Origin of the sequence: Cellvibrio sp. QJXJ, assembly GCF_024452345.1 — a bacterium.
In the GTDB taxonomy this organism is placed as follows: domain Bacteria; phylum Pseudomonadota; class Gammaproteobacteria; order Pseudomonadales; family Cellvibrionaceae; genus Cellvibrio.
In genome coordinates, this window is sequence record NZ_CP101662.1 from 4,720,638 (window position 1) to 4,746,797 (window position 26,160).

The window sequence follows — 26,160 nt, forward strand, 5'->3', positions numbered from 1 at the left end:
AGGAATCATCCTCGTGAACAACGCTACTTTCTTCATTACAGAGTGCGCTACCTACCTTGCCGCCCGATGGCGCCGCTAGTTCATCTAGTCGTATGTCATTTTTGCTGATTTACGGCCTGCCTTCTCTCTGTTTGCGTAACGAGCTCCTGTTAATGGAGCTAAGCGCTCAGTAAAAAATCGAATTTCCGATAACGATAAAGTCTTGTCCTCGCTTGGGTGACAAGCAAAAGGTAATCCCATGAACTCCGAACAGTTTGCTCAATTAGCTGCGCAAGGTTACAACCGTATTCCGGTGATGCGCGAAGTCCTTGCCGATTTGGATACACCACTCTCGTCTTACCTCAAACTCGCAGCTGGCCCATACTCTTATTTATTCGAATCTGTACAAGGTGGCGAAAAGTGGGGGCGTTACTCCATGATCGGTTTGCCAGCGCGCACGGTATTGAAAGCGCTGGGCGATAAGATTACGGTCGAGCGTGATGGCCACGTCATTGAAATCCATGAGTGCGCCGATGCACTTGCTTTTGTGGAAGCCTTTAAAGAGCGTTATCGAGCACCGGAACTGCCTGGCTTACCACGGTTCACCGGTGGTTTGGTCGGTTATTTTGCTTATGATTGCGTGCGTTATGTGGAACCGCATTTAAAAGCGAGTTCGCCCAAAGATGTCATAGGTACACCGGATATTTTATTGAGCGTGTCCGATGAAGTTTTGGTGTTTGATAATCTGGCAGGCAAATTAATTTTTGTGATTCATGCCAATCCCGAAGTGGAAAATGCGTTTGTAAAAGCAAGTGCGCGGTTAGATGAGTTGGAGCAAAAACTGCGCGGCGAAATTCCAGTGACGCCTGATTTATCGCTCGGTAATAATCGCAATAGCGAGCCGCTGTTCACTTCTAATTGTGGCGAAGAAAACTTTCACAATCACGTCAATAAAATTAAAGACTATATTTTGGCGGGCGACACCATGCAGGTGGTTGTATCCCAGCGTATGTCGATTGATTTTGCAGGCGAGCCAATCAATCTCTATCGCGCCTTACGCAACTTGAATCCGTCGCCCTACATGTATTTTATGGATTTGGGTGATCATCATGTCGTTGGCTCCAGTCCGGAAATTCTTGCCCGGTTGGAAGACGGTGAAGTGACGGTTCGCCCCATTGCCGGAACCCGTCGCCGCGGTCGCACGCTGGAAGAAGATAAAGCGCTGGAAATTGAATTGGTCAATGACCCCAAAGAAATTGCTGAGCATTTAATGCTGATTGATTTGGGGCGCAATGATGTGGGCCGTGTAGCGAAAATCGGCAGTGTGAAACTAACTGATAAGATGGTAGTGGAGCGCTATTCCCATGTAATGCACATCACTTCTAACGTTACTGGAAAACTGAAAGACGGATTGCGGGCAATGGATGTATTGCGTGCGGCACTACCAGCAGGCACATTGAGTGGCGCCCCCAAAATCCGCGCGATGGAAATTATCGACGAATTGGAAACTGAAAAGCGCGGTATTTATGGTGGCGCAGTAGGTTATATCTCCTGGAACGGCAATATGGATACTGCGATTGCTATCCGCACGGCAGTGATTAAAAGCGGCAAGCTCTATGTGCAGGCAGGGGCTGGTGTAGTGGCCGACTCCGTGCCGGCACTGGAGTGGAAAGAAACCATGAACAAAGCGCGCGCTATATTTAAAGCTGTTGATATGGTGGGTGAGTCTGCGGTGAAAGGTGAAACAAAATGATTTTGATGATTGATAACTACGACTCCTTTACCTACAACCTGGTGCAATATTTTGGTGAGCTTGGTGCTGATATCAAAGTGGTGCGCAATGATGAAATTACCATAGCCGAGATAGCCGTTTTAGCGCCGGAAAAAATCGTCATTTCTCCCGGCCCTTGCACACCTACCGAGGCTGGGATATCGGTTGAAACCATCAAAACATTTGCAGGGAAAATTCCCTTATTGGGTGTTTGTCTGGGGCACCAGAGTATTGGGCAAGCGTTTGGTGGCAAGGTAATTCGTGCGCCCTATGTGATGCATGGTAAAACTTCGCCTGTGTACCACAGCAATCTCGGCGTTTTTAAGGGTTTGAGTAATCCATTTCAAGCAACGCGTTATCACTCGTTGGTTATTGAAAAGGAGTCGCTGCCCGATTGTTTGGAAATTACCGCCTGGACCCAAAACGATGACGGCAGCATCGCGGAAATTATGGGTGTTAAACATAAAACTCTGGCGGTGGAAGGGGTACAGTTTCACCCTGAATCCATCTTGACCGAACATGGTCACGATATGCTGCGCAATTTTTTAACGGCATATTAAAATTGAATTTATCGCTCCTGACTTACTGACTACAAAAACAGCGCATTCTTTAAGTCTGTGCTCATTCTAAAAAGGGTAATGGCAATGGATATCAAACAAGCCTTAACAAAACTGGTGGCGCGAATCGATTTGACCACGGAAGAAATGATTTCCGTGATGCGTATTGTGATGACTGGCGGAGCCACGCCCGCCCAAATTGGTGGTTTTTTGGTTGCTCTGCGTATGAAGGGTGAAACCCTGGATGAAATCACCGGCGCGGCTATGGTTATGCGCGAGTTGGCAACACCGGTAGATATTAATGTCGATTTCCTGGTTGATACCTGTGGCACTGGCGGTGATGGAGCCAATTTATTCAACGTCTCAACCGCGAGTGCATTTGTAGTGGCGGCAGCGGGTGGTCGCGTGGCTAAGCATGGCAATCGTTCGGTATCCAGCTCCACCGGTAGTGCTGATGTATTGGAGGCAGCAGGCATTAAATTGGATATTACTGCCGAGCAAGTTGCGCGCTGCGTGCGTGAAATTGGTGTGGGTTTTATGTTCGCGCCTGCTCATCACAGCGCAATGCGTCATGCCATTGGTCCGCGCAAAGAACTGGGAATGCGCACTATTTTTAATATGCTCGGCCCAATGACAAATCCTGCCAATGTAAAGCGTCAGGTAATTGGTGTATTCAATGGCGAGCTTTGCAAACCTATGGCGGAAGTGTTGGGTCGTTTAGGCAGCGAGCATGTGATGGTGGTGCATGCGAAAGATGGCTTGGATGAGATTAGTCTTGCTACCGAAACCCAAATCGCCGAATTAAAAAATGGCGAGATTCGTGAGTACATTATTAAGCCGGAAGATTTTGGTATGCAGTCCAAAAGTTTGATTGGCTTAAGTGTGAGCAATGCTGAAGATTCACTCCTGTTGATCCGCGATGCGCTGGGTAATCGGCGCGGCCAATATGCTGAAAAAGCGGCGGATATCATTGCGCTCAATGCCGGCGCGGCGATTTATGTTAGCGGTGTGGCGAGCAGCTTGTCGGATGGCATGGAAATGGCGCGCGATGCGATTGGCAGCAGTTTGGCTGGCGAAAAGATCCGTGAGCTCGCTGCTTTTACCCAATATTTGCAATAACCTTATCGATTGTCTCTGGAAATTATTCATGTCCGACACACCAACCGTACTACGTAAAATTATTGCGCGAAAGTGGGAAGAAATTGCGGAGCGCAAAGCGCAGGTTTCACTGGAGCAATTAAAGGCAAAGGCTGCATTACAAGCGCCTGCGCGTGGTTTTGTAAAAGCGATCGAAAGCAAAATCGCACAAGGCAAAGCCGGTGTGATTGCAGAAATTAAAAAAGCATCACCTAGCAAAGGTGTTATTCGCGAGCACTTTGTGCCCGCCGAACTCGCTCGTTCCTATGAGCAGGGCGGTGCTGCCTGTTTGTCGATCTTAACCGATGTGGATTTTTTCCAAGGGGCTGATGAATATTTGCAACAAGCTCGCGCTGCAGTGAGTTTGCCCGTGATTCGCAAAGACTTCCTAGTGGATGAGTACCAGATCTACGAAGCCAGAGCCATGGGTGCAGATTGCGTATTGTTGATTGTTGCAGCGCTCACTCCTGAAAAGTTAACAGAGCTTAATACGCTGGCACAATCAATCGGGTTGGATGTCTTGGTGGAAGTCCACGATGAAGCCGAGCTGGATGTCGCGCTGGAATTGCCGAATAAATTAATCGGTATTAACAACCGCAATTTGCATACCTTTGATGTAACACTGGAAACGACATATAAGTTGCTGGATAAAATCGGTAGCGACCGTATCGTGGTGACAGAAAGTGGAATTCTCGCTCCAGCCGATGTACAGGTTATGCGCAGCAAGAATGTAAATGCATTTTTGGTGGGTGAGGCATTTATGCGTGCTGATGAGCCGGGTGTAGCGCTTGCGGAGTTTTTCGCTTAACTGTATTGCAGTGAGTGGCCTATTTTCCTGTAGTAGAAAAACAAAGCCCGCATTCAGCGGGCTTTGTTTTTTAGCTAAGCAAAAGTATTAGCGAGTACCGTAAACCACCATGGTTTTGCCTTTCACCATCACCAAGCCTTGCTCTTCTAAGGTCTTGAGTACGCGGCCAACCATTTCGCGCGAACAGCCCACTATGCGACCAATTTCCTGACGCGTGATTTTAATTTGCATGCCGTCGGGGTGGGTCATTGCGTCTGGTTCCTTACACAGCTCCAGCAGCGTACGGGCAACGCGACCGGTTACATCCAAAAATGCTAAATCGCCCACTTTACGCGTAGTTGCGCGCAAGCGGCGCGCCATTTGGCTGCCAAGTGCAAACAAAAACTCAGGATGGTCTTCAGAAATCTCCTGAAATTTGGCATAGCTGATTTCAGCGACTTCACATTCCGATTTTGCACGCACCCAAGCGCTGCGGGAGTCTTTGTCATCGAACAACCCCATTTCGCCAAAAAAGTCACCGTCATTGAGATAGGCAACGATCATTTCGTGGCCTTCATCGTCTTCAATCAGTACGGTCACTGAACCTTTGACTATGTAGTAGAGCGAGTCGCTTTTGTCGCCGGCGTAGATAATAGTACTCTTGGCTGGATAACGACGGCGATGACAATGAACCAGAAATTCTTCCACATTCTTAATGTGCGGTGTGAGTGAGACAGCGACCAAGGTGTGGCTCCAATGATAAAAGGTAATAATTAGTTAGTATTTATATCACTATTTCGGATATAAAATTTATTATGACACAGGCTTAAAGTACAGCTAGAGATATGCCAAAACAACCTTAAAATTTGTGATGCAGTTATAAGCTCAGACAAATGAATTGTCTACAAAAAAACGCTAAATCTGTGCTGTACGTTGATTTTCGTGACATTTTCGATTTCTATGGTCGCTGTGTTACGCTAAGCGCCTATTTTTAAACACGATTTTTCTGGCGGTACAATCCTATGCAAGCAGTAGTTAAGTGGGTAGATGGTGCTCAATTTTTAGGTGAGTCAGGTAGTGGTCACGCAGTATTAATGGATGGTCCTCCCGATCACGGTGGACGTAATACCGGTGTACGCCCAATGGAAATGTTGTTGATTGGCTTGGGTGGCTGCTCTTCGTTCGATGTGATGAGTATTCTCACCAAAGCGCGTCAGCAAGTCACCGACTGCCGTTGTGAACTGGAAGCCGAGCGTGCTGAGGGCGTTCCTTCACCCTTTACCAAAATTCATATGAAGTTTTTGGTGACAGGAAAAGAGCTTAAAGAAGCGCAAGTGAAACGTGCGGTTGAGTTATCGGCGACCAAATATTGCTCTGCTTCTATCATGTTGGAAGCGGGGGGCGTGGAAATTACCCATTCCTATGAGATTCGTGAGGCCTGATTTTCTTCCGCACTGCGGCTCTGGAATCAAAAAACAACAATGCCCGCTTAGTGCGGGCATTGTTGTTTTTGACAGGGTGGTAGAGGAGCTTTGTTTGATAGGCAGCTAAATGCGATAGCTGGTGCTGGTCATCAGTTTGGATACCAGTGTCATCACTCCTTTTACCGGCGCCGGGAAACGATAACCGCCAGCGCTGAGTGCCATATCGGCATGGCGCGCTTCATCTTCCAGCATTTGTTCTACTACTGTTCGGCTGCGCAGATCTTCCTGCGGTAGCTCGGCTAAGTGATGTTGCAGATGCTTACAAACCTGATCTTCCGTTGCGGCGACAAAGCCTAAACTCACCTTGTCGCTGACCAAACCTGCACCTGCGCCAATCATGAATGAGAGGCCGTACCACACTGGATTTAAATAACTGGTATGGCTACCTAAAGCGTCGATACGTTGCTGGCACCAGACTAAATGATCAATTTCCTCGGCGGCAGCATGCTCCATTTCAGCGCGCACATGGGGCAGCTTGGCGGTGAGAGCTTGCCCTTGATAGAGCGCTTGGGCGCAGACTTCACCGGTGTGATTTACGCGCATCAGTGCTGCAGATTTTTTTCGCTCGGCCTCTGATAGCGCCGCTTCATCCAGGGGTTGTGCCGGTGATGGGCGCTCGCATGACATGTCACTTCCGGCTGCGAGAGTGCGCAGGGCGCGGTCGGCATTAATAATCAGGTTGTCGATGAAACTGTGTCTAATCTGGGACATGGTGCGTCACCTTGAAACAATAATAGGGCTATTTAAACAGAAATCGCCTGGCTCGGCACTTATGCCTTGGTACATTTGTTTGCGTTGCATCAAACCATTGCAAGCCGGCATGTCGCACTGCATGCTTGCGTCTTGAGTTCATTTCCTGCTCGAAGGAGACAAGCGTGCAAGATGTAAACGAAATAAAACTGCTGTTGGATGCCCGTATCCCATTGGTAGTGATAGAAACCTTCGAAGAGAAAAAAGCACTGGATGTATTGTTGAAAGTAGCAAATACCCAGGGCAAAGATTTGCATCGCTGGTCGCTCACCGATGGTTTGGCTCGTTTGAGTTTTGGCCCGCAGTTGGTGCCCAAGGCCAGCGCGTTAAATGATCCTGAGGAAATGCTGCGTCATATCAAGCAATTGCACCAGCCCGCTATGTTCGCCTTGTGCGATTTGCATCCATTTCTGGCGGATAACGCGCAAGTGGTGCGCCTGCTAAAAGATATCGCGCTCAATCATTTTGCGGTGCCCCATACGCTGGTACTGCTGAGCTATCAACTGCGCTTGCCGCCGGAGTTGTCACGCTACAGTGCGTCCTATGCATTGATGTTGCCGAGTGACGACAAAATTATGGAGATCATTCGAGAGGAGGCCAAAGACTGGTCGGATCGCCACGCGGGTGCGCGGGTGAAAACCGATAATATCACCCTCAAAAAAGTGGTGAACAATCTGCAGGGCATGAGTATCAGTGATGTGCGTCGTCTCGTGCGCAGCGCGATTTGGAATGATGGTTCGCTCAATGAAGACGACTTGCCCAAAATCAATAAATCCAAATTTGCGCTACTGGATATGGAGGGCGTGGTCAGCTTTGAGCAGCAGACGGAGGATTTCTCCAATGTCGGCGGTTTACAGAACCTAAAGCGCTGGCTACTCACGCGACGCGGCGCTTTTAATGATGAAGACTCCAAACTTGATCGCCCTAAGGGTATTTTGCTACTCGGCGTACAGGGTGGTGGTAAAAGTCTCGCCGCCAAAGCTGTAGCGGGGCTTTGGGGGTTGCCATTAATGCGTATGGATGTTGGTGCGCTCTACAATAAATTTCACGGAGAAACCGAGCGCAACCTACGCGAGGCGCTCAAATTGGCGGATGCCATGTCGCCCTGTGTGCTCTGGTTGGATGAAATTGAAAAAGGTATGGCGCAAGACGGCAACGATAATGGCGTGTCGCAACGTTTATTGGGCACATTATTGACCTGGATGGCAGAGCGTCGTTCGCGGGTGTTTATTGTTGCCACCAGTAATGATATTTCGCGTTTACCGCCGGAATTGATCCGCAAAGGTCGGTTGGATGAAATCTTTTTCGTCGATTTGCCAGAGGCAGCCGTGCGGCAGGATATTTTTTCTATTCACTTGCGCAAACGCGGCTGCGACCCACAGCAATTTGATTTGCTGCGTTTGGCGGATGCGAGTGACGGTTTCTCCGGTTCAGAAATTGAGCAGGCGATTATCGCGGCGCTTTATTCTGCAGCCGCAGAAGCGCGGGCGCTGACCACTGATATTTTGTTAGGTGAAATCGCGGCTACTAGCCCCTTGTCGGTGGTCATGGCTGAGCAGATCTCACAATTGCGACGCTGGGCGGAAGATCGCACCATTCCCGCATAAACAGGTGCATCATGACGATAAATAATGCTTTTGAGATTTGCGATGGTTGGCTAAGTGGTGCCCGCATTTGTCCATCGCCCAATATTAATGAGCGACCGGAGACGGCGGATATCAGTTTGCTCGTGGTGCACAATATCAGTTTGCCGCCGGGTGAATTTGGGGGTGGTTATGTGCAGGCATTTTTTCAAAATAAGCTCGATGCGAATGAACATCCTTATTTTTCGACTATTGCTGGTTTAGCGGTTTCTGCACATTTATTTATTGAGCGCGATGGTGCAATTACCCAATTTGCCCCATTTACCGCGCGTGCCTGGCACGCGGGTGCCTCCAGTTTTGACGGGGTTCCCAACTGTAATGATTACAGTATTGGCATAGAGCTGGAGGGCACTGATGAGCTGCCTTACAGCGATGCCCAATATCGCGCGCTGGAGAAAGTTACTCGCCAGTTGATGCTGACTTATCCTAAACTAACGCCTGAGCGCATCACTGGTCATGAGCATATAGCGCCCGGACGCAAGACCGACCCGGGCCCCGCCTTTGATTGGCAGCGTTTTCGCAGAGCGCTTGAATAAAGCCCTCGCTTCACATTTATTGACCGATGAGTGATAAAACACAATGATTTTTCTCAGCTTGGTTGTTGTTCTTGCAATCGTTTACTGGCTCGGTTCTGCCAGCTTCATTCATTACGATGGCTGGTTTAAATGGCTAATCAACCGCCTGCAAAAAATCCCCGGATTTTCCGCATCGCCCATTCCTCCGCTACTCTTGGCGCTGCTAATTCCATTGGTAGCGTTGATATTTATTTTCTTGCTGATCAATGAATTTGCAGGTAAACACTGGTTGTTTTTCCTCTATGTGCCGGTGTTGTTGTATAGCTTGGGGCGCGGCAACATTTTGGTTGATGCACGCGAATATATTGCACTTGCGACACGGGGTGATGGTGTGGCGGCGGCGCAGTTGATTGATCGTCTACGCGGCAATGCTCCGGCGGATCATAACAGCGTTGAAGTTTCAGATTGGCGCGAATTGCATACGGAGGCATTGAAGGTCATTGCCTATCGCGGGTTTGAGCGCAGTTTTGCTGTACTTTTCTGGTTTTTTATCGCGGGACCATTTGGTGCTTTGCTCTATCGTTTAAGTGTGCTCTATCGCGATTTTTCGCCACTGGAAAGTGATGCTTTCGGTACAGCGAGCAAGTGGTTGTGGTTACTCGAACTGCCGGCGGTACGTTTAATGGGCGTAACCTGGGCGTTTGTCGGTAATTTTGAAACCTGCCCTTTGCGCAAAAATTTATTGGATACCCAAAGTCCATCCGACTATGTCTTGAATGAATGTTTGCGCGGTGCACTGGGTGCCCCAACGGACTGTTCAACAGCGGCTATGGCACAAATGAACAGCGAAGAAAAAGCCGAAATGGAAGAGGAAATGGCGGAAGAGACGCAGGATATTATCGAGGATCTTACTGGCGACGTAATAACCACCCATACCGAGCCCGCTTATTCTTTTGCCTTGGTGAAATCGAGCTTACCGCTCTATTCGCGTTCGCTATTGTTCTGGATTTGTGCGATTGCGTTTGCAACGCTGGTTGTGTGACCGTTGTTGGTTTATTAATGATTTAATTTTGTATGAAAGAGGTTAGTTATGCCGTCATTTGATGTGGTTTCCGAAGTTGATAAACATGCGCTTACCAACGCGGTGGATCAGGCAAGTAAAGTGATTACTAGTCGCTATGATTTCAAGGGTGTCGATGCCAAGTTTGATCGCAAAGAATATGAAATTACGATTACGGCGGATAATGAATATCAGCTTGATGCAATGTTGGATTCTCTGCGCAGTGCTTTGCACAAAAATGGTATCGGGGTTTCATGTTTGGAAGTTAAGCCGGTTAAAACCTCAGGCAAGCAAGTAAAAAAAGATATTGTGGTGCGTACTGGCGTGGAAACTGAATTGGCGAAAAAAATTGTGCGCATGGTTAAAGATGGCAAGCTAAAAGTGCAAGCTTCTATTCAGGGCGATCAAGTGCGTATTACTGGCAAGAAGCGCGACGACCTGCAAGAGGCAATAGCCATGTTGCGTGCCGCAGAAGATATAGATATGCCATTGCAGTTTGAAAACTTCAGGGACTAGCTTTATAGAATTCAAGTGTTTTCGAAAACATTGTTTGTAAACTGAAAGGCCGCCGGAGAAATCCGGCGGCCTTTTTATTGCTGTATCCCTGATTTACTGCTGGTTATCGTCTTTGATGCGATGCCATATCCACGCAAGCAGTAGCAGGGTAGGTACGACCGAAAAAGTACTCAGGATAAAAAAGGCGGAATAGCTGCTGGCTTCCACGATATAGCCTGACAAACCGCCAATAAATTTACCCGGTAAATGTGCGAGAGAAACGAGTAACGCATACTGCGTTGCGGTGAAGTTGCGATTTGTGAGGCTCGACATAAACGCGACTAACACAACACCCGCAAAGCCTTGCGATAAATTGTCGGCACTGATCGTGGCAAAGAAAGCCCAGCTTTGGCCGGGGTTGTAAGCCATCAATAGATAAGTGATGTTAGAAATAGATACCGCAAGTGCCGCTACCACTAGCATTGAGCGCAAACTAAATGCGGCTATACAAATCCCACCCAGAAATGCGCCTGCGATACCAATCCAAACACCGTAAATTTTTGAGACTGTCGCTATATCGGCTTTGGTGTAGCCCGAGTCTAAATAAAATGGCCCGGCCAAGACGCCAATCATTTGATCCGGTAGTTTGAATAGCCCGACGAACGCTAATAAAGCCAATCCGAGCCAAATTCCGTTGCGCGAGAAAAACTCCTGAAACGGTTTTATAAATGCATCCCACAAACGAATTTCGCGCACAATTAATTCCTGTGCAGCCGGTTCTTTGGATAACAGCCCTGCAAAGAGCGGCAGCAAAACACAGGTGGCCATTATTAAATAAGCAACCGTCCAACCAGTGAGTTCTGCTAAATACAATGCGATGGCGCCTGATAAAATCAACCCGAAGCGATAGCCCAAAATATAGGTTGCCGCGAGCGCAGCTTGCGATTCCACCGGAGCTACTTCAATGCGATAAGCATCAACCACTATGTCTTGTGTAGCGCCGGCAAACGCAACCAGCCCCGCCAGTACAACAAATAATAGTAGCGACGATTGCGGGCCCATTAGTGCCATGCCCGCGAGCGCACCCATTAGCAGTAATTGCGACAGCGCGAGCCAACCTTTTCGGCGCCCTAAAAATGGCAGCGGGTAGCGGTCAACCAAGGGGGCCCACAAAAATTTCAGCACGTAAAAAAAACTGGCATAACTGATCAAGCCAATCACGCTCAGTGCTACACCCGTATCGCGCAACCAGGTGGAGAGCGTGGCGCCCACCAATAAAAACGGTAAGCCCGAGCCAAAACCCAAAAACAGCATAGTGAGTGCCGAGGGCGTAGCAAAGGCGCGTTTGATACCGCGCCAGCCTTTGTAATTGGTATTACTGGAACTGCTTTGTTGGGGTGAATTCATAGGGCGGGTGTTCATTTTTTGTGAGTGTTTGAGCGGGTTGGCTCAGCATTGTAACTGTAAATCCGCAGATTAATTTTCCCTCGCTCAAATATCACGCCCTCTGCTTCTAACCGCGTCTGTTGCATGTTTCGTGCGGGGGAATTTTCCGGTAGTGAAATTCGCCCCTGGGCATTAATAACCCTGTGCCAGGGCAGGGTGGTGTTCTCGCTCAAACCTGCCATGAGTGTACCTGCAAGACGAGCGGCGCCAGGCAAGCCTGCGAGCCTGGCCAATTCGCCATAAGTCACCACTTTTCCGGCGGGAATGGTCATTAATGCAAGGTAGATGGCTTCCTTGTGTTGGCTGGAATTACTCATGGGGCGTAGTTGGCTCGCTATTTTGCTCAAGTGAATATTGAATTTACATCAATAAACCCGAGGAAACTTAAGTTAACACTATTAACATTTCTGGCATTGCAGTGCTGGTGTGGCGTCACTTTAATGATAATTAGCCGTCCAATAAACCATTCCTTGTAAAAGGTCTCGCTGTGAAAAAATCCACATCACTTATTGTTTTGCTGTTGTTGCTGCAGGTTGATGTCGCCCTTGCCGGCGTTGTTGAGCTGCTCAACGGCGACCGATTGGAAGGCGAGTTAGTGAGTATTGATGAGGAGCATCTGCTGTGGCGTTCCACCAACTTTGGCGAGCAGCAGATTAAAAAGACCAATATCAAAAATATTCAGAGCGACGTTGCATTAAAAATCAATGGCAACAAGTTACCTTGTCATTTGCAACCAATGGATGCGGAGTTTTTGCGTTATCACTGTGGTGATCCCAACCGCATCAAGCGTGCATCTCTGCTGCGCATAAAAACACTCATGCCTTATGAAGAGTTTAAAAAAGGCAGCTATACCCATCAGGGGCGGATCAACCTGTGGGGGGCATACTCGCGCGGTAATGAAGTGCGAGATGAATGGAATGCCCAAGGGGAATTCAGTCTGCGCCGCAATGATTTTCGCCACCTGTTTGGCGGCGAGTTCTCGCGGGCCTCATGGAACTACTCGCGCCCCCAAAAGCGCTGGAATAGCCGTTACGCCCTGGATTGGTTTTTTGGGGAGCATTGGTTTTGGTACAACAGTGTGCTTGCCGGTGCCGACCCACAGCGGGGCATGCGTACCTACCAGCGCTTTGGTTCTGGCACGGGCTATCAGTTCTTTGATAACAAAACCATGGCGTTATCACTGAGGTCGGGTTTGGCGTTGCATCAGGAATCCTACCAATTACCTGCCGATTTGGTGGGCGACTATGCCCTTGAGGATGACTTTATGGCCTTGGGCATGGCGCTGGATTTTCGTTACAACCTTCCTTGGGGGGTTGGTTTTTTTCACAATAACGAACTGCTGCAGTCGACCGAACAAGACCCCAACCTACAGTTAAAAACCTCAACCGGCCTAAGTTCCAAGATTCTTGAGCGGATTTATTCTGAATTTAAAATTGATTACTGGTTGGATACCGACCCGCAACCCACCCGTCAGGACAAGGACACGCGAATGTCGCTGGGGGTGAGTTACAAGTGGTAAACTGCCCGGCCTTGTGTATTGGAAATCTGTTATGCGTCTGCCGCTGCTAATTCTGTTACTGCCCATTATCGAACTCTGGTTGATGATTGAAATCGGCAGTGAAGTGGGCGCTTTGGCAGTGATTGGCTGGTTGGCATTGATGATCGTACTTGGTGTGAACCTGCTTCGCTACCAGGGAGCCTCCAGCATGCTGCGCACCGCGCAAAACATGCGAATGGAGGGCGAGTTGCCCGCGCAGGCGTTGGCCGGCAATCTGTTTAAAGCGGTGGGTGCAGTGCTGTTGATAATCCCTGGTTTCCTCACCGATCTTTTGGCGTTGCTCTGTTTTATTCCGCTGGTTCGGCAGTTGCTGTTAAAACGTTGGCTGGCCAAAATGGCGATGCGCGCCTCGGCAAGTGGCTTTTACACGGCGGGTTTTACCCCGGCAGGTTTTAAGCGTGACGCCACCGCTGCTGGGCGGGGCACTGTCTATGAGCATCAAGGGCCTGCTGCCCGCGATGATGAGAGCGACCCCAAACACCAAGGTCTATTGATCGATCAGCCAGCCGATGCATCACCTGACGATAAGCGTCCCTCTAACTAATACAGCTCCCTGCTAAATAACCTTTCGCTCAATAGGGCCAAAGATGCCCTGATTTCTGCCGTAAATGAAAGAAACCACTTTTATTGCAAGATTTTTTGCCCCCTCAGGTTGAAATCCCCATTGCTAACCCCACATAGGTTTCACCGCTTTATTGGCTACCGGTTTCCGGGTTGACCCTGTAGATCGGTGGCCTTACTGATGGGCCTTGAAACCTTCAAGACCATCCCTATATGTCATCAAGCCTGAGCCATGCGCTCTTGTGATCAAGAGTCTGGCTCTTCGCTCGTTTAACCTGTTTGTTTAGGAGACAAATGTTCATGAAAATTCGTCCGTTACACGATCGCGTTGTTATTCGTCGCAAAGAAGAAGAAACCAAAACTGCCGGTGGCATCATTTTGTCTGGCGCTGCGAAAGAAAAGCCTAATCAAGGCGAAGTGGTTGCTGTAGGTAATGGCCGCGTACTGGCGAGCGGTGAGCTGCGCCCATTGGATGTAAAAGTAGGTGACGTAGTGGTATTCGGTAAATATGCCGGTAGCGACACTATCACTATTGATGGCGAAGAGTTGGTTATCCTCAACGAGTCAGATATCAAAGCCGTATTGGTGTAAACCAGACGCTGCAAAAATGTAAGGTGAGGTCGCATTGCGTCGATCTCCTTGGGTTAACAAAAGTTTGTAGGAATTGAAAATATGTCAGCTAAAGAAGTGAAATTTGGTGATAACGCACGTCAACGCATGTTGGCCGGTGTAAACATTCTGGCCGATGCAGTTAAAGCGACCCTTGGCCCTAAAGGCCGCAACGTGGTGTTGGAGAAGTCCTTCGGCGCTCCCACCATCACTAAAGACGGCGTATCAGTTGCCAAAGAAATCAGCCTGAAAGACAAGTTTGAAAATATGGGTGCACAAATGTTGAAAGAAGTAGCTTCGCGCGCTTCTGACGACGCCGGTGACGGTACCACCACCGCTACTGTATTGGCACAAGCTATTGTGAACGAAGGTTTGAAATCTGTTGCGGCGGGTATGAACCCAATGGATTTGAAGCGCGGGATCGACAAAGCAATCACTGCTGCAGTTGCTCACGTTAAATCTATCGCCCAGCCATGCGTTGATACCAAGTCTATCTCTCAAGTCGGTAGCATCTCTGCTAACAGCGATACTTCTGTGGGTGAGTTGATTGCTGAAGCGATGGAAAAAGTAGGTAAAGAAGGTGTGATCACCGTTGAAGAAGGCACCAGCCTCGACAACGAGTTGGACGTAGTAGAAGGTATGCAGTTTGACCGTGGCTACTTGTCTCCTTACTTCATCAACAACCAGGACAACATGAGCGTTGAGCACGATCATCCGTTCATCCTGTTGGTTGACAAAAAAATCTCCAACATCCGCGAATTGCTGCCCGTGCTGGAAGGCGTTGCCAAGTCAGGCAAGCCACTGGTAATCGTTGCTGAAGACGTTGAAGGCGAAGCCTTGGCAACTTTAGTCGTGAACAACATTCGCGGTATCGTCAAAGTAGCTGCTGTTAAGGCACCTGGTTTCGGTGACCGTCGTAAAGCCATGTTGCAAGACATCGCTGTACTGACTGGCGGTACTGTGATTTCAGAAGAAGTTGGCCTGGATTTGGAAAGCGCTACCATCGAACACTTGGGTACTGCAAAACGCGTAACCATGAACAAAGACAACACCGTAATTGTTGACGGTGCTGGTAACGCGGAAGAAATCAAATCACGCGTTCAACAAATTCGCGTACAAATCGAAGAAACTTCTTCTGACTACGACCGTGAAAAACTGCAAGAGCGCGTAGCAAAATTGGCTGGCGGTGTTGCGGTAATTAAAGTGGGCGCAGCGACTGAAGTTGAAATGAAAGAGAAAAAAGCGCGCGTTGAAGATGCTCTGCATGCAACTCGTGCAGCGGTAGAAGAAGGCGTGGTTCCCGGCGGTGGTACTGCACTGATCCGTGCTGTTGCGGCTATCGCTGACCTGAAAGGTGACAACGAAGATCAAAATGCCGGTATCGGTATTGCTCGTCGTGCAATGGAAGCTCCACTGCGTCAAATCGTTGCCAACGCTGGTGATGAGCCGTCTGTTGTTGCTGACCAGGTGAAGAAAGGTACTGGTAACTACGGTTACAACGCCGCGACTGGTGTATACGGCGATATGCTGGAAATGGGTATTCTCGACCCAGCCAAAGTAACCCGTTCAGCCTTGCAAGCTGCTGGTTCTATCGCTGGTTTGATGATCACTACCGAAGCAATGGTTGCTGATTTGCCAGAAGATAAACCTGCTGCACCAGACATGGGCGGTATGGGTGGTATGGGCGGTATGATGTAAGTCGATCCATCGATAGTTGCGGCCCCTAGTGGGCCGCAATTGTTTTCGGCCTCTACTCTTTTTTAAATAGCGATAGCAAATTTTTAATAATGCCAAAATCATTTAGTTGGTATTATTTGCCCCGGATTTTGAACAACGCTAAATTTACACAACCGTGAATTAGGAGAAACATCATGGCTTTTGAATTACCCGCATTGCCTTACGCAATTGACGCTCTGGCTCCTCACATTTCTAAAGAAACTCTGGAATTTCACCACGGCAAGCACCATAAAACTTATGTTGATAAGTTGAACGGTTTGGTTCCCGGCACCGAATTTGAAGGCAAAAGCCTGGAAGATGTGATCAAAACTTCTTCTGGCGGTGTATTCAATAATGCTGCGCAAATTTGGAACCACACCTTCTACTGGCACTGCCTGAGCCCCAACGGTGGCGGCGCAGCAACTGGCGCAGTAGCAGATGCAATCAATGCAGCCTTTGGTTCATTCGACAAATTTAAAGAAGAGTTCACTAACTCTGCCATCAACAATTTCGGTTCAAGCTGGACCTGGTTGGTGAAAAAAGCCGATGGTTCAGTAGCTATTGTTAACACTAGCAACGCAGCTACTCCATTGACTGACGCGTCTGTGACCCCCATTCTGACTGTGGATTTGTGGGAACACGCTTACTACATCGACTACCGCAATGCGCGCCCAACCTACATGAACGCTTTCTGGGCGTTGGTGAACTGGGAATTTGTGAACGCTAACTACGCCAAGTAATTAGTTGTTTGCACTGGAAACGGGCCTGCGGGCCCGTTTTTTATTGCGTGAAATAAAAATCGCAGCCTATGTTTGTGCGGGCTGCTGCTATAAAATGCGCGCACTTATTACCCATTTATTTCACTGACTCATCGTTAAGGTAGCTGTTGTTATGGAACGCAGAGAACCCACATTGTCCACTGGCGCTGTGTCTGAACCAGCGGAATCTACATCGCGTCGCTCGCAAGCGCCGCTTCGCGATCATGATGACGAGCCTGCATCTGCTCGCCCTGCACGTAAAGCGGCATCGGCCCCGGTTTACACTCAAGCGCCATCCAGCAGTTTGCCAGCCGTTGCTCTGGTTATTGCGTTGGTTGCGGCAGCGGGTGCAGGTTTTTTAGGGTGGCAGCTATTTCAAGCGCAAGCCATGTTGAAACAGGCGGATGCACGTATCCAGGGCTTGGAACAGCAGTTGAGTATGACGTCTGAGGAGTCCAGTGCATCGGTAGTGACGCTGCAGTCCAACTTGAAGAAAATAGACGGTGAAGTGCGCCGTATCGCTGGTTTGGTTGAAACCAACCGCAAAGCAATCGCTGCCAACACAGAAAAAACGACGGCGGTGGGACGAGATGCTGCCAATGCACAAAAAACCGCAACAGATGCAAAAACAACGGCGGCCTCCCTTAAGCAAGAGCTAGCGGCTAATAAAACTGTTGCCGATGGCGCGGCTGCAAAAATTGATGGCATGGCTACCAGTGTTAGCCAGCAAACCCAAAGTGTTCAGCAGCTGAAAGAGCAGTTGGACAAAATGTCGCTGGAAATGACAGCGTTGGATAGCTTGGCGACACGTATTCGCAATCATGATGAGGCGATTGCGGCTATTGATGACTTCCGTCGCAGCACCAATCGCGAGCTGTTGCAAATTAAACAACAGCTAACCGCCAAGCCCTAAACACCCACACTAGCGCTCCGGTTTTTTTACCGGGGCGCTTTTACTCTGCTTATTTTCTTCGCTTTTTTCTTTAAAAAGCCCAACCAATACCTGCAACTGCGCGCGCCTCATCGGTTTCTGTTTCAGGCATAGTGGTTTCATGCACACTCAAACTCCACTGCACACCAAGCCAGTCTTTTTCTGCACGAAGAAAATAATGCAAATAATCAGATTCCCCCAGAATTGAATATTTATTTTCATCGCCTGTGACTGCGTAGTCAGCTCCCAGAGTTAAGTTGAACCAATCGTTAAGCGGAAATTGTTTGGAAACTTGCACTACGGTGTACTCGGCTCCGCTGCCAAAATAATCCCATGCGTAATGAAACCCAAGGCTTAATAGTGAAGTGTGTAAGGTGGCATAAACTTCGTTGTAGCTGTAATCGTCACTGATATCTGCGCCCTCATACAAAAATTGGGCGATGCCTGCGTCAAGCGATAGTGTGTCGGAAAATGTGTTGTAGTACCCGGCATAGACGCCGATTTCGGTATCGGTCTCCTCTCCAAAATCTACTTGTGATGCCCAACCGCTTAGATATAAACCTGATTCGCCCGACCAGGTGGTGGTGAATTGCAGTGCTGGGTCATCCTGTGTTTGTGATAAACCATAGGAGAGATAATTGCTAACAAACGAGACTTTGCCTGATACCTCTGCTTGCACTGGTGCCGCCAGATTTACGGTTGCTAAACACAATGCCGCCAGCTGATAAGTACCAATAGGCTTCATGGTCAATCTCCTGTCCGGTGGTGATTTATTTAATGCACGGCAATAGCTATTGCTAGCAGCGTAGTTGCGACAAATGCCCGTCAATATCCTGCGTGATTTTGTCCACATTGCCACTCGCGGAAAATACGCTGTGCGACAAGCGTTCAAGTTCTTGCGTTGCATCGCCAATGGCGGAGATGTTGCGATTAATTTCTTCTGTAACCTGATTTTGCTCTTCCGCGGCGGCCGCGACTTGATAGGCGCTATCAGTAATCGAATTAATACCTTGAGTAGCTGTCGTCAGGCGCTCGTAGGCATGTTCCGCTTCCACGAGCGTGTCACCAACCCGCTGGGTGTTTTGGTTTATTTGTACAACGGTTTGATCAACTTGTTGTTGTAAACCCTGAATTAAATTTTTAATTTCCTCGGTGGACTGTTGGGTGCGTGCCGCGAGTGAACGCACTTCATCGGCTACTACCGCAAAACCACGCCCTTGTTCACCGGCGCGCGCCGCTTCAATCGCTGCATTTAATGCGAGTAGATTGGTTTGTGCGGCAATGCTTTGAATAACATCGGTAATGCCACTGATTTTATTGCTGCTTTCGGCTACCAGCTGGATTTTTTGACTGGAGTTGGAGAAGTCGGTCGCTACGCCTTTAAATTCTTCTACGGTGCGTTGGAATAAATCCCGCGCGTTATTAATCTCTTTTACTGAAGCTTGTGAATCGCTGGAAGTATTACTGGCGAGTTTGGCAACTTCATTGGCGGTAGCCGACATTTGGTGAATCGCCGTCATAATATTTTGAATTTGCTCCACCTGTATTTCGGTTGCCGAGCGTGTATTTTTGGAGGTTCCGGTCAGGCTGTTACTTTGCTCTTTGAGGCGAATGGAATCCTGTTTTAAGGCGAGAATCATTGTGCGTAATTTTTCAGTGAAGTTATTAAAGCCATCTGCCATATCAATTAATTCCTTGTCATTCGAGGGAATTAATTTGCGTGTTAAATCGCCATCTGAACTGGCGAGCTCACGCATCATATTGCTCATGTTGACGATAGGTTTGGTCGATTGTTTAATCCACAGCGACACCACACCAACAAAAACTACCAACAGAATTAACGCCAGACCAATCATATTGGTTGCCGTAGATAAGCTACTTTCCTGCAGTGATTGGCTCAGTTCATCCACCACGTCGTACGCGATAACGGAGGGCGTAACTATCACCATTTTCCACTCGCTACGCACAGCATCGGCTTTAATGGGTTGTACAGTGATAATTTGATCCTTGTAAATAAATTGGTTTTTGTTACTGGCGGCGAGTGCATCAAATAAATCTTTATCACCGGCCACGAGTGCTTTGCCAACAAACTCAGGGTGCATGCTGCTGGCTACCACATTATTGCGTTCGCTCAGTAAATACATACTGGTTTGGCCGTTATATAAATTGGCAGATTGCGCGAGAATATTTTTTTGTAACACCGGCAGGTCTATATCGATACCGGCAACACCGCGAAATTCATTGTTCACTAAAACTGGTGCAACCAGTGAAGTTAGTAAAACTTTATTGCCCGGAGTTACCTCGTAAAGATAAGGTTCCATTAGGCAGGGTTTACGTGTGTCGCGGCTGCATAAATACCACTCGGCTTTACGCAGGCCATTGGTGTCAATGGTGGCATCGTATTGATCGGCGTAACTGACTTGGCTGGAGACTGGGCCTTGGGTGTTTGCGACCCAGTAAATTCCCAGGCTGCCTGTTTCCGAGCTGTACTCGGCATCGCCCAAAAATTCACTGTCGAGGTTGTCGTAGCCGTTGCTATCAAACTGGGCGTAAATGGATGATGCCGACGGTGTGGCAACCAACATGTCATAAGTCATTTTTTTAACTTGTACACGCGTGTAGGGTGTGCCACTGCCGTGGGCGGTGCCACTTAAAATACTGGCCAGGTGCAGTGCCACATCAAAGTTGCGATTGAGCAGCGAGCTGGTTTCCAGCGCGCTCACCTGGGCGATTTCCAACAGGCGGTTATCAATAGTCGCCTTCATGGATTCCGCGCTGCGCGCAATGGATTCTTGCGCGTTGTTCGACATCGAACGCCAGGCGACGAAACTCAAGGTACCCATGCTAAATGCGAGGATCAGCGCAATACTCAGGCTGAGCTTGAAACGGAGTGATAGGGCATTCATAGGTGGTGCTTCCTTAAAGGGTGGCGCTAAATTCAGCCTAGTTGTTAGTTGGCAAATTGCACAATTTTTAAGCTGATAAAGTCATTTACCCGAGCGCCTGTTGTGGAGTTGATGGTGTAGAATTGGCGCCACTTTTTTATCTACAACAAGAGATGCGCTTATGCCAACCGTGATTCGCCAGCAAGATCTGATCGACAGCGTCGCCGATGCGCTGCAATTTATTTCCTACTACCATCCCGTTGATTTCATCCAGGCCATCCACAAAGCCTACGAGCGCGAAGAGAGCAAAGCCGCTAAAGATGCGATGGCGCAAATCCTGATTAACTCGCGCATGTGTGCCATGGGCCATCGCCCCATTTGCCAGGACACCGGCATAGTTACCGTGTTTGTCACCGTGGGTATGGATGTGCAATGGGACGCGCAAATGAGCCTGACCGATATGGTCAACGAAGGCGTGCGCCGCGCTTATATGAACCCCGATAACGTGCTGCGCGCTTCAATTCTCGCCGACCCGGATGGTGCCCGTAAAAATACTGGCGATAACACGCCTGCGATCATTCACTACAACATCGTTCCCGGTAATACAGTTGATGTCCATGTGGCCGCCAAGGGTGGTGGTTCAGAAGCCAAAACCAAATTTGCCATGTTGAACCCGTCTGATTCAGTAGTGGACTGGGTATTAAAAGTCGTGCCGGAAATGGGCGCTGGTTGGTGCCCACCGGGCATGTTGGGTATCGGCATTGGCGGTACTGCCGAAAAAGCCATGCTGTTGGCGAAAGAAGCTTTGCTGGAACCGGTGGATATCCAAGAGTTGCAAGCGCGCGGGGCGAGTAATCGCGCGGAAGAATTGCGCATTGAGCTGTACGACAAAGTGAATCGCTTGGGGATTGGTGCACAAGGCCTGGGTGGCTTGACCACCGTAGTAGACATTAAAGTTAAAGACTATCCAACCCACGCGGCCAACAAAGCCATCGCTATTATTCCCAACTGCGCGGCAACCCGTCACGCCCACTTTGTACTGGATGGCTCCGGCCCCGCCTTCCAAACGCCGCCAGCGTTGGAAGACTATCCAGATATCACCTGGGAAGTGGGCGACAGCGTGCGCCGCGTAAATCTGGATACAGTGAAGCCAGAAGACGTGTTGGATTGGAAAACCGGTGAGACGATTTTGCTCTCCGGCAAGATGCTCACTGGTCGCGATGCCGCGCACAAGAAAATGACCGATATGCTCGCCAAGGGTGAAGAATTACCGGTGAGCATGAAAGGCCGCTTCATTTATTACGTCGGCCCGGTTGATCCAATCCGCGACGAAGTGGTTGGCCCGGCAGGCCCCACCACCGCCACGCGGATGGATAAATTCACTCGCACCATGCTCGAACAAACTGGTTTGCTTGGCATGATCGGTAAATCCGAGCGCGGCCCGGCGGCGATAGAAGCAATCCGCGATAACAAGTCGGTGTACTTGATGGCCGTGGGCGGCGCCGCCTATTTAGTAGCCCAGGCGATTAAGTCTGCCAAGGTGCTCGGCTTTCCTGAGTTGGGGATGGAAGCCATTTATGAGTTCGACGTAAAAGATATGCCGGTGACTGTCGCGGTGGATTCGCGCGGAGAATCGGTACATAACACCGGGCCGAAAATCTGGAAGGCTAAAATTGAAGAAGGTGTACTTGCAGTTCAATAATTATCCCAAGTGCAATTACTTCTCAAATGAAAAAACGGCAGCTATCAAGTTGCCGTTTTTTTTAGAGCTACTGTTTAAATTGTTTTTCGCTATATAAATAATATTTTTTAAGTTTTTATCTTGTATTGAATTACCCATCTCATCGTTTGCGTTATTAATTTTGTTTCAGTTTCTTGCTGAATCGCGCATCTAAAAATAAACCTGCTACTTTTAAATCATATTGACCGGGGTGACAGCGGCTGTCGCCATTTCTTTTGCAAGCAAGCAGGGGATCTCCACCGTTATGCCAACCAAGCAGATTATCGTTATTGCTGCAGCCTTTGTTGGCGGTGGAGCACTTGGAGTTTGGGTTCATCCTTTATTAGCGGCAGTATTTAGTACCTTGGTTATGGTGGTATTGGTTTTGTCGCTCAATTCATATGCCAGGCCTGAATTGGTTGGCGGTGGCGACAGCCACACCCAACGGCAAGACAACGCCGCCCCCCTGCAGGATGCCAGCCTGATAATGGGCGAGGTTGTTGCAGAAACCCAGAAAAGTTTACACGCACAAATTGCGATTCAATCCGACGCAATTGGCTTGTTAGTCCAGTCTTTTGATGCCATTAAAACCTTGCTGGATGAACAGCAAAACCATATCCATAACCTGCTTTATGATAATGAAACGGATAAAAATACCATTTCAGCGCGCATGAGTTTGTTTGCAGAAAATACCTATGATCTGCTCAACCGCTTTGTAGATACCACGGTTGAAATTAGCGCTTCGTCTATGGAACTAGTGGAAAAAGTGGGCGCCATTGCCGAGCAAATGCCTACCGTTATCCGTGCGCTAAAAGACATAGATCAAATAGCCTCCCAAACTAATTTGCTGGCACTTAATGCTGCGATTGAGGCTGCGCGTGCCGGTGAAGCCGGGCGTGGCTTTGCCGTGGTTGCCGACGAAGTACGCGCACTTTCCAATCGCTCAGCAGGTTTCAGTCGCGATATACAGCAACAGCTAAGAGCTATTGCTACGGCAATTGCAGAGCTTGATCAAGTGGTTGGGCAAGTTGCCTCCCAGGACATGACCTATGTGTTACTGGCCAAGGCAGAAATGCAAAGAATCAGCTCCCAATTAATCCAAAAGGCGGATGCGGATCAAGCGATAACACATCAAATGGAAGGCATTTTGGCGCAATTGGTTGTGGCGTTGAACAATGCAACCCGTGCCTTGCAATTTGAAGATATGTCGCGACAAAACATCGATTACAGTATTTCGCAATTAAATGATCTGAAACCTCTGGTTGCACAGTTAACACAAGCAGCAAATTTTCCTGAGCGGCTTGAAAAAGAAGTTGCTAACTACAGGAATAGCGGTGCGCGCCAAAAACACAATCCAGTATCTGCTTCCTCGATAGAAAGCGGTTCTGTAGATCTTTTTTAAATTATCCGGGAGTTAACAATGACTCAGTCAGCCGCTGTAATTCGCATGCCAAAACGTTTTGATTATTCATCCAGCAGTGAATTCAACGCTGCTATTGCTGCTGCCCTGGATTTTGGTGGCAATGTGACATTGGACTGTATTGAAATGGAGTATATCGACAGTGCAGGCATTGGCTTGCTGGTTATGTCGCATAAAAAAGTACAGGCAAAAAATGCCAAGCTAATTATGCAAAATCTGAAATCAGCACCCAAAGAGATTCTTGGGTTGGCAAATATTCAAAAAATTATTGATATTGATTAATTTATTTGGCGCTTTTAACTGGAGTAGTTATGACTGATCAGGCTGTTGTGATACTACCTAACCGTTTTGATTACGGCTATCACAAAGAATTCCAACGAAAGTGTACCGAGTGTCTGGAAGGCAATGGAATCACCAAAATTGTGTTCGACTTTGGTGCCGTCGAGTATTTAGATAGTGCTGCCTTGGGCATGATGATGATGTGGCAGCGTCGCGCTGCGGCCTCTAATAAGAAAATGTATATCAAGGGTGCAAAGGGAGCTACTGCACAAATATTAGCGATGGCCAACATGCAGCGCATTTTCGACTACATATAGTGTTCTTGCCGTAGAGTTTGCTCACTCAACACTTGGTGTTGTTACTATTTTTATGGTTGCCTGCACTGGAAGCTTATGACTGAATTACTGTCGGACAAAACGCTGCGTATTTTAGTTGTTGATGATGATCAACTGCTAAATGAACTGCTATGCGAATTTTTGTACAGTAAGGATCTGCAAACCCATTCTGCGTTCAGCTTTTCCGATGCCAAGCGCGAGCTAAGTAATAACTCTGTAATCGATTTGGTATTGCTGGATTACGAGTTGGGTGATGGTACTGGCCTGAATTTGATGCGCGATCTGGCCAATGAAAATATTTCAATACCACCGGTCATTATGATTAGTGTCAATGAGGATCCGGATTTTCTGCAAAATTGTTTTGCGTGCGGTATTGCCGATTATATTATCAAGCCCATCAATTTGTCGTTGTTGGCTTTAAAAGTAAGGGCACTTATTAATTCGGTGTCCATGCAAAAACTCATCAGCTTGCAAAATGCCGAATTGGCGCGGTTTAAAAAAGAAGCTGAGCGCGAAGAGGCAATTGCTAAATTCATTTATGAATATTTGCTCGGGCAAAACAGTCAAAAAGTTCAAGGTGTTGAAACCTGGTTGCAATCCTCTGCTTCATTCAGTGGCGATATCGCAATGGCGCGCACCTCTCCCGGTGGCGATTTATATTTTATGTTGGCAGATGCGACCGGTCATGGTCTCTCGGCGGCAATTACCATAATGCCGGCGGTATCCATCTTTAATAGCATGGTGGCCAAGGGGTTTCATCTGCAGCCCATAGTGACTGAACTCAATAAAAAACTCTGCCGCGATACCCCTCCTGATCGATTTGTTGCTGCCATTATTGTGCAGGTACAAAAAGATCAAGGTGAACTCCACGTGTGGAATGGTGGAATGCCAACTGCACACTGGGTTAGCGATGGTGTAATTCAGCAAAGTTTTCGCTCGCGTCACATGGCCTTGGGTATTCTTGATGATGACCAGTTCGAAGCAACTGTTGAAACCTATCGTTTTCCTAAAAGCGGATTTTTTTTCGCCTGTACCGACGGTTTGCTAGAAGAGAGAAACCCGGCTGGAGATTGTTTTTCCATGCAGCGGGTGGTGGATGTTATCGAGTCTGAGCCTGCTGATTTGCATGCGCAATTGGTGGCAGCGCTACATGCCCACACAGGATGTGCGACTTACAGTGATGATGTCTCCATGTGCACTTTAACACCTGCAGCAATGCTCCTGGGCAGTTCGCGGCTACTCACAGACGGTATTTTGCATAGACGAATTGAGCCGGGAATTGGCCATTTTTCCTGGGCGGTGGAGCTGTCTGGGCGCAAGATTGCAGAATGTGAAATTCCTCCACTTGTAAATAAGTTTCTGCAATATTTGGGTGTCGATCAAAATGTCTGCCAGATAGTGTTTTTAATTGTGAGTGAAATGGTTAGCAATGCAATTGATCATGGCATTTTACGGCTTGACTCTGAGTTTAAAGAAAATGCCGATGGCTTTGAGTTTTATTTTCAGGAGCGCGAGCGCCGGTTAAAGCGATTAACCGAAAAAGATACAATTTCCTTATCGCTTGAATGGCTAAAAGATGTCGCCACCCCGAGCTTGATGATCACCGTAAAAGACACCGGGGTTGGTTATGATCCCGCCGTGTTAGATAAAAATAATGATGATCAACTTTCCGGGCGCGGTTTGTATTTAATTCGCGGCTTGGCGCAATCAGTGGAGATTGTGCCGCCCGGTAATTTGATTCGGGCAGTAATTAGTTCTTTTTAA

At 48.3% G+C, this 26,160-nt stretch carries 26 protein-coding genes; 20 read left to right on the forward strand and 6 right to left on the reverse strand.

Annotated elements, in window-relative coordinates:
- Positions 1-238 precede the first annotated feature (238 nt).
- From trpE to trpC, 4 genes are all read left to right on the forward strand, one after another.
- On the forward strand, positions 239-1,732 hold the full coding sequence (gene trpE / locus NNX04_RS20465; protein WP_261947017.1) for an anthranilate synthase component I: 1,494 nt from the start codon (positions 239-241) through the stop codon (positions 1,730-1,732).
- Entirely contained in the window at positions 1,729-2,310 is a 582-nt protein-coding gene (locus NNX04_RS20470) for an anthranilate synthase component II (protein ID WP_261947018.1), read from the forward strand. Before trpE ends, NNX04_RS20470 begins: the two co-directional genes overlap by 4 nt.
- An 84-nt stretch (positions 2,311-2,394) precedes the next feature.
- The gene (gene trpD / locus NNX04_RS20475; protein ID WP_261947019.1) at positions 2,395-3,426 is read left to right on the forward strand and encodes an anthranilate phosphoribosyltransferase; all 1,032 of its coding nucleotides are present in this window, start codon (positions 2,395-2,397) and stop codon (positions 3,424-3,426) included.
- A gap of 28 nt (positions 3,427-3,454) precedes the next feature.
- Positions 3,455-4,252 carry an indole-3-glycerol phosphate synthase TrpC gene (trpC, locus tag NNX04_RS20480; protein ID WP_261947020.1) on the forward strand — a complete coding sequence of 266 codons (798 nt, stop codon included), beginning with the start codon at positions 3,455-3,457 and terminating at the stop codon, positions 4,250-4,252.
- An 87-nt stretch (positions 4,253-4,339) separates the two neighbouring features.
- On the opposite strand, the gene crp is transcribed toward trpC, so the two are convergent.
- Positions 4,340-4,975: a cAMP-activated global transcriptional regulator CRP gene (gene crp / locus NNX04_RS20485; protein ID WP_007643960.1), complete on the reverse strand. Its 636-nt coding sequence runs from the start codon at positions 4,973-4,975 to the stop codon at positions 4,340-4,342.
- Positions 4,976-5,253: 278 nt separating this feature from the next.
- Here crp and NNX04_RS20490 point away from each other — a divergent pair, with 278 nt between their 5' ends.
- Complete coding sequence (locus tag NNX04_RS20490; RefSeq protein ID WP_007643959.1) at positions 5,254-5,673, forward strand: OsmC family protein; 420 nt, start codon at positions 5,254-5,256, stop codon at positions 5,671-5,673.
- 105 nt (positions 5,674-5,778) lie between these two features.
- Here the strand turns inward: NNX04_RS20490 and coq7 are convergent, their stop codons facing one another.
- On the reverse strand, positions 5,779-6,426 hold the full coding sequence (gene coq7, locus NNX04_RS20495; protein ID WP_261947021.1) for a 2-polyprenyl-3-methyl-6-methoxy-1,4-benzoquinone monooxygenase: 648 nt from the start codon (positions 6,424-6,426) through the stop codon (positions 5,779-5,781).
- 164 nt (positions 6,427-6,590) lie between these two features.
- Here coq7 and NNX04_RS20500 point away from each other — a divergent pair, with 164 nt between their 5' ends.
- From NNX04_RS20500 to NNX04_RS20515, 4 genes are read left to right on the forward strand one after another with little or no spacing between them, the layout of a single operon-like run.
- A complete protein-coding gene (locus tag NNX04_RS20500) occupies positions 6,591-8,072 on the forward strand; it encodes an AAA family ATPase (RefSeq protein WP_261947022.1) in 1,482 nt (493 codons plus the stop codon).
- Positions 8,073-8,083: 11 nt separating this feature from the next.
- Positions 8,084-8,644 (forward strand): 1,6-anhydro-N-acetylmuramyl-L-alanine amidase AmpD, encoded by a 561-nt coding sequence (gene ampD, locus NNX04_RS20505; protein ID WP_151058621.1) that lies wholly within the window; start codon positions 8,084-8,086, stop codon positions 8,642-8,644.
- A gap of 43 nt (positions 8,645-8,687) precedes the next feature.
- Complete coding sequence (gene ampE, locus NNX04_RS20510; RefSeq protein WP_261947023.1) at positions 8,688-9,665, forward strand: regulatory signaling modulator protein AmpE; 978 nt, start codon at positions 8,688-8,690, stop codon at positions 9,663-9,665.
- A gap of 48 nt (positions 9,666-9,713) precedes the next feature.
- Positions 9,714-10,199 carry a YajQ family cyclic di-GMP-binding protein gene (locus NNX04_RS20515; protein ID WP_007643951.1) on the forward strand — a complete coding sequence of 162 codons (486 nt, stop codon included), beginning with the start codon at positions 9,714-9,716 and terminating at the stop codon, positions 10,197-10,199.
- 93 nt (positions 10,200-10,292) lie between these two features.
- On the opposite strand, the gene NNX04_RS20520 is transcribed toward NNX04_RS20515, so the two are convergent.
- Both NNX04_RS20520 and NNX04_RS20525 read right to left on the reverse strand, forming a co-directional pair.
- Positions 10,293-11,585 (reverse strand): AmpG family muropeptide MFS transporter, encoded by a 1,293-nt coding sequence (locus NNX04_RS20520; RefSeq protein ID WP_261947024.1) that lies wholly within the window; start codon positions 11,583-11,585, stop codon positions 10,293-10,295.
- Between the two features lie 11 nt (positions 11,586-11,596).
- Positions 11,597-11,941: an MGMT family protein gene (locus NNX04_RS20525; protein ID WP_261947025.1), complete on the reverse strand. Its 345-nt coding sequence runs from the start codon at positions 11,939-11,941 to the stop codon at positions 11,597-11,599.
- A 170-nt stretch (positions 11,942-12,111) separates the two neighbouring features.
- Between NNX04_RS20525 and NNX04_RS20530 the strand changes: the two genes are divergently transcribed.
- From NNX04_RS20530 to NNX04_RS20555, 6 genes are all read left to right on the forward strand, one after another.
- A complete protein-coding gene (locus NNX04_RS20530; RefSeq protein ID WP_261947026.1) occupies positions 12,112-13,143 on the forward strand; it encodes a DUF481 domain-containing protein in 1,032 nt (343 codons plus the stop codon).
- A gap of 31 nt (positions 13,144-13,174) precedes the next feature.
- Positions 13,175-13,726 (forward strand): FxsA family protein, encoded by a 552-nt coding sequence (locus tag NNX04_RS20535; RefSeq protein WP_261947027.1) that lies wholly within the window; start codon positions 13,175-13,177, stop codon positions 13,724-13,726.
- A 317-nt stretch (positions 13,727-14,043) separates the two neighbouring features.
- Positions 14,044-14,334 (forward strand): co-chaperone GroES, encoded by a 291-nt coding sequence (locus NNX04_RS20540; protein ID WP_007643943.1) that lies wholly within the window; start codon positions 14,044-14,046, stop codon positions 14,332-14,334.
- A gap of 81 nt (positions 14,335-14,415) precedes the next feature.
- Positions 14,416-16,050, forward strand: a complete 1,635-nt coding sequence (gene groL / locus NNX04_RS20545) for a chaperonin GroEL (protein ID WP_007643940.1) — start codon at positions 14,416-14,418, stop codon at positions 16,048-16,050.
- Positions 16,051-16,223: 173 nt separating this feature from the next.
- On the forward strand, positions 16,224-16,808 hold the full coding sequence (locus tag NNX04_RS20550) for a Fe-Mn family superoxide dismutase (protein ID WP_007643938.1): 585 nt from the start codon (positions 16,224-16,226) through the stop codon (positions 16,806-16,808).
- 151 nt (positions 16,809-16,959) lie between these two features.
- Positions 16,960-17,739 carry a hypothetical protein gene (locus NNX04_RS20555; protein ID WP_261947028.1) on the forward strand — a complete coding sequence of 260 codons (780 nt, stop codon included), beginning with the start codon at positions 16,960-16,962 and terminating at the stop codon, positions 17,737-17,739.
- A gap of 70 nt (positions 17,740-17,809) precedes the next feature.
- On the opposite strand, the gene NNX04_RS20560 is transcribed toward NNX04_RS20555, so the two are convergent.
- Both NNX04_RS20560 and NNX04_RS20565 read right to left on the reverse strand, forming a co-directional pair.
- Complete coding sequence (locus NNX04_RS20560; protein WP_261947029.1) at positions 17,810-18,502, reverse strand: TorF family putative porin; 693 nt, start codon at positions 18,500-18,502, stop codon at positions 17,810-17,812.
- A 52-nt stretch (positions 18,503-18,554) separates the two neighbouring features.
- Entirely contained in the window at positions 18,555-20,663 is a 2,109-nt protein-coding gene (locus tag NNX04_RS20565; protein ID WP_261947030.1) for a methyl-accepting chemotaxis protein, read from the reverse strand.
- A 160-nt stretch (positions 20,664-20,823) separates the two neighbouring features.
- On the opposite strand from NNX04_RS20565, the gene NNX04_RS20570 reads away from it, so the two are divergent.
- From NNX04_RS20570 to NNX04_RS20590, 5 genes are all read left to right on the forward strand, one after another.
- Positions 20,824-22,344 carry a fumarate hydratase gene (locus NNX04_RS20570; RefSeq protein ID WP_151058605.1) on the forward strand — a complete coding sequence of 507 codons (1,521 nt, stop codon included), beginning with the start codon at positions 20,824-20,826 and terminating at the stop codon, positions 22,342-22,344.
- Positions 22,345-22,627: 283 nt separating this feature from the next.
- The gene (locus NNX04_RS20575) at positions 22,628-23,764 is read left to right on the forward strand and encodes a methyl-accepting chemotaxis protein (protein ID WP_261947031.1); all 1,137 of its coding nucleotides are present in this window, start codon (positions 22,628-22,630) and stop codon (positions 23,762-23,764) included.
- Positions 23,765-23,782: 18 nt separating this feature from the next.
- Positions 23,783-24,064: an STAS domain-containing protein gene (locus tag NNX04_RS20580; protein WP_007643924.1), complete on the forward strand. Its 282-nt coding sequence runs from the start codon at positions 23,783-23,785 to the stop codon at positions 24,062-24,064.
- 29 nt (positions 24,065-24,093) lie between these two features.
- Entirely contained in the window at positions 24,094-24,378 is a 285-nt protein-coding gene (locus tag NNX04_RS20585) for an STAS domain-containing protein (RefSeq protein ID WP_151058601.1), read from the forward strand.
- 75 nt (positions 24,379-24,453) lie between these two features.
- Complete coding sequence (locus tag NNX04_RS20590; protein ID WP_261947032.1) at positions 24,454-26,160, forward strand: SpoIIE family protein phosphatase; 1,707 nt, start codon at positions 24,454-24,456, stop codon at positions 26,158-26,160.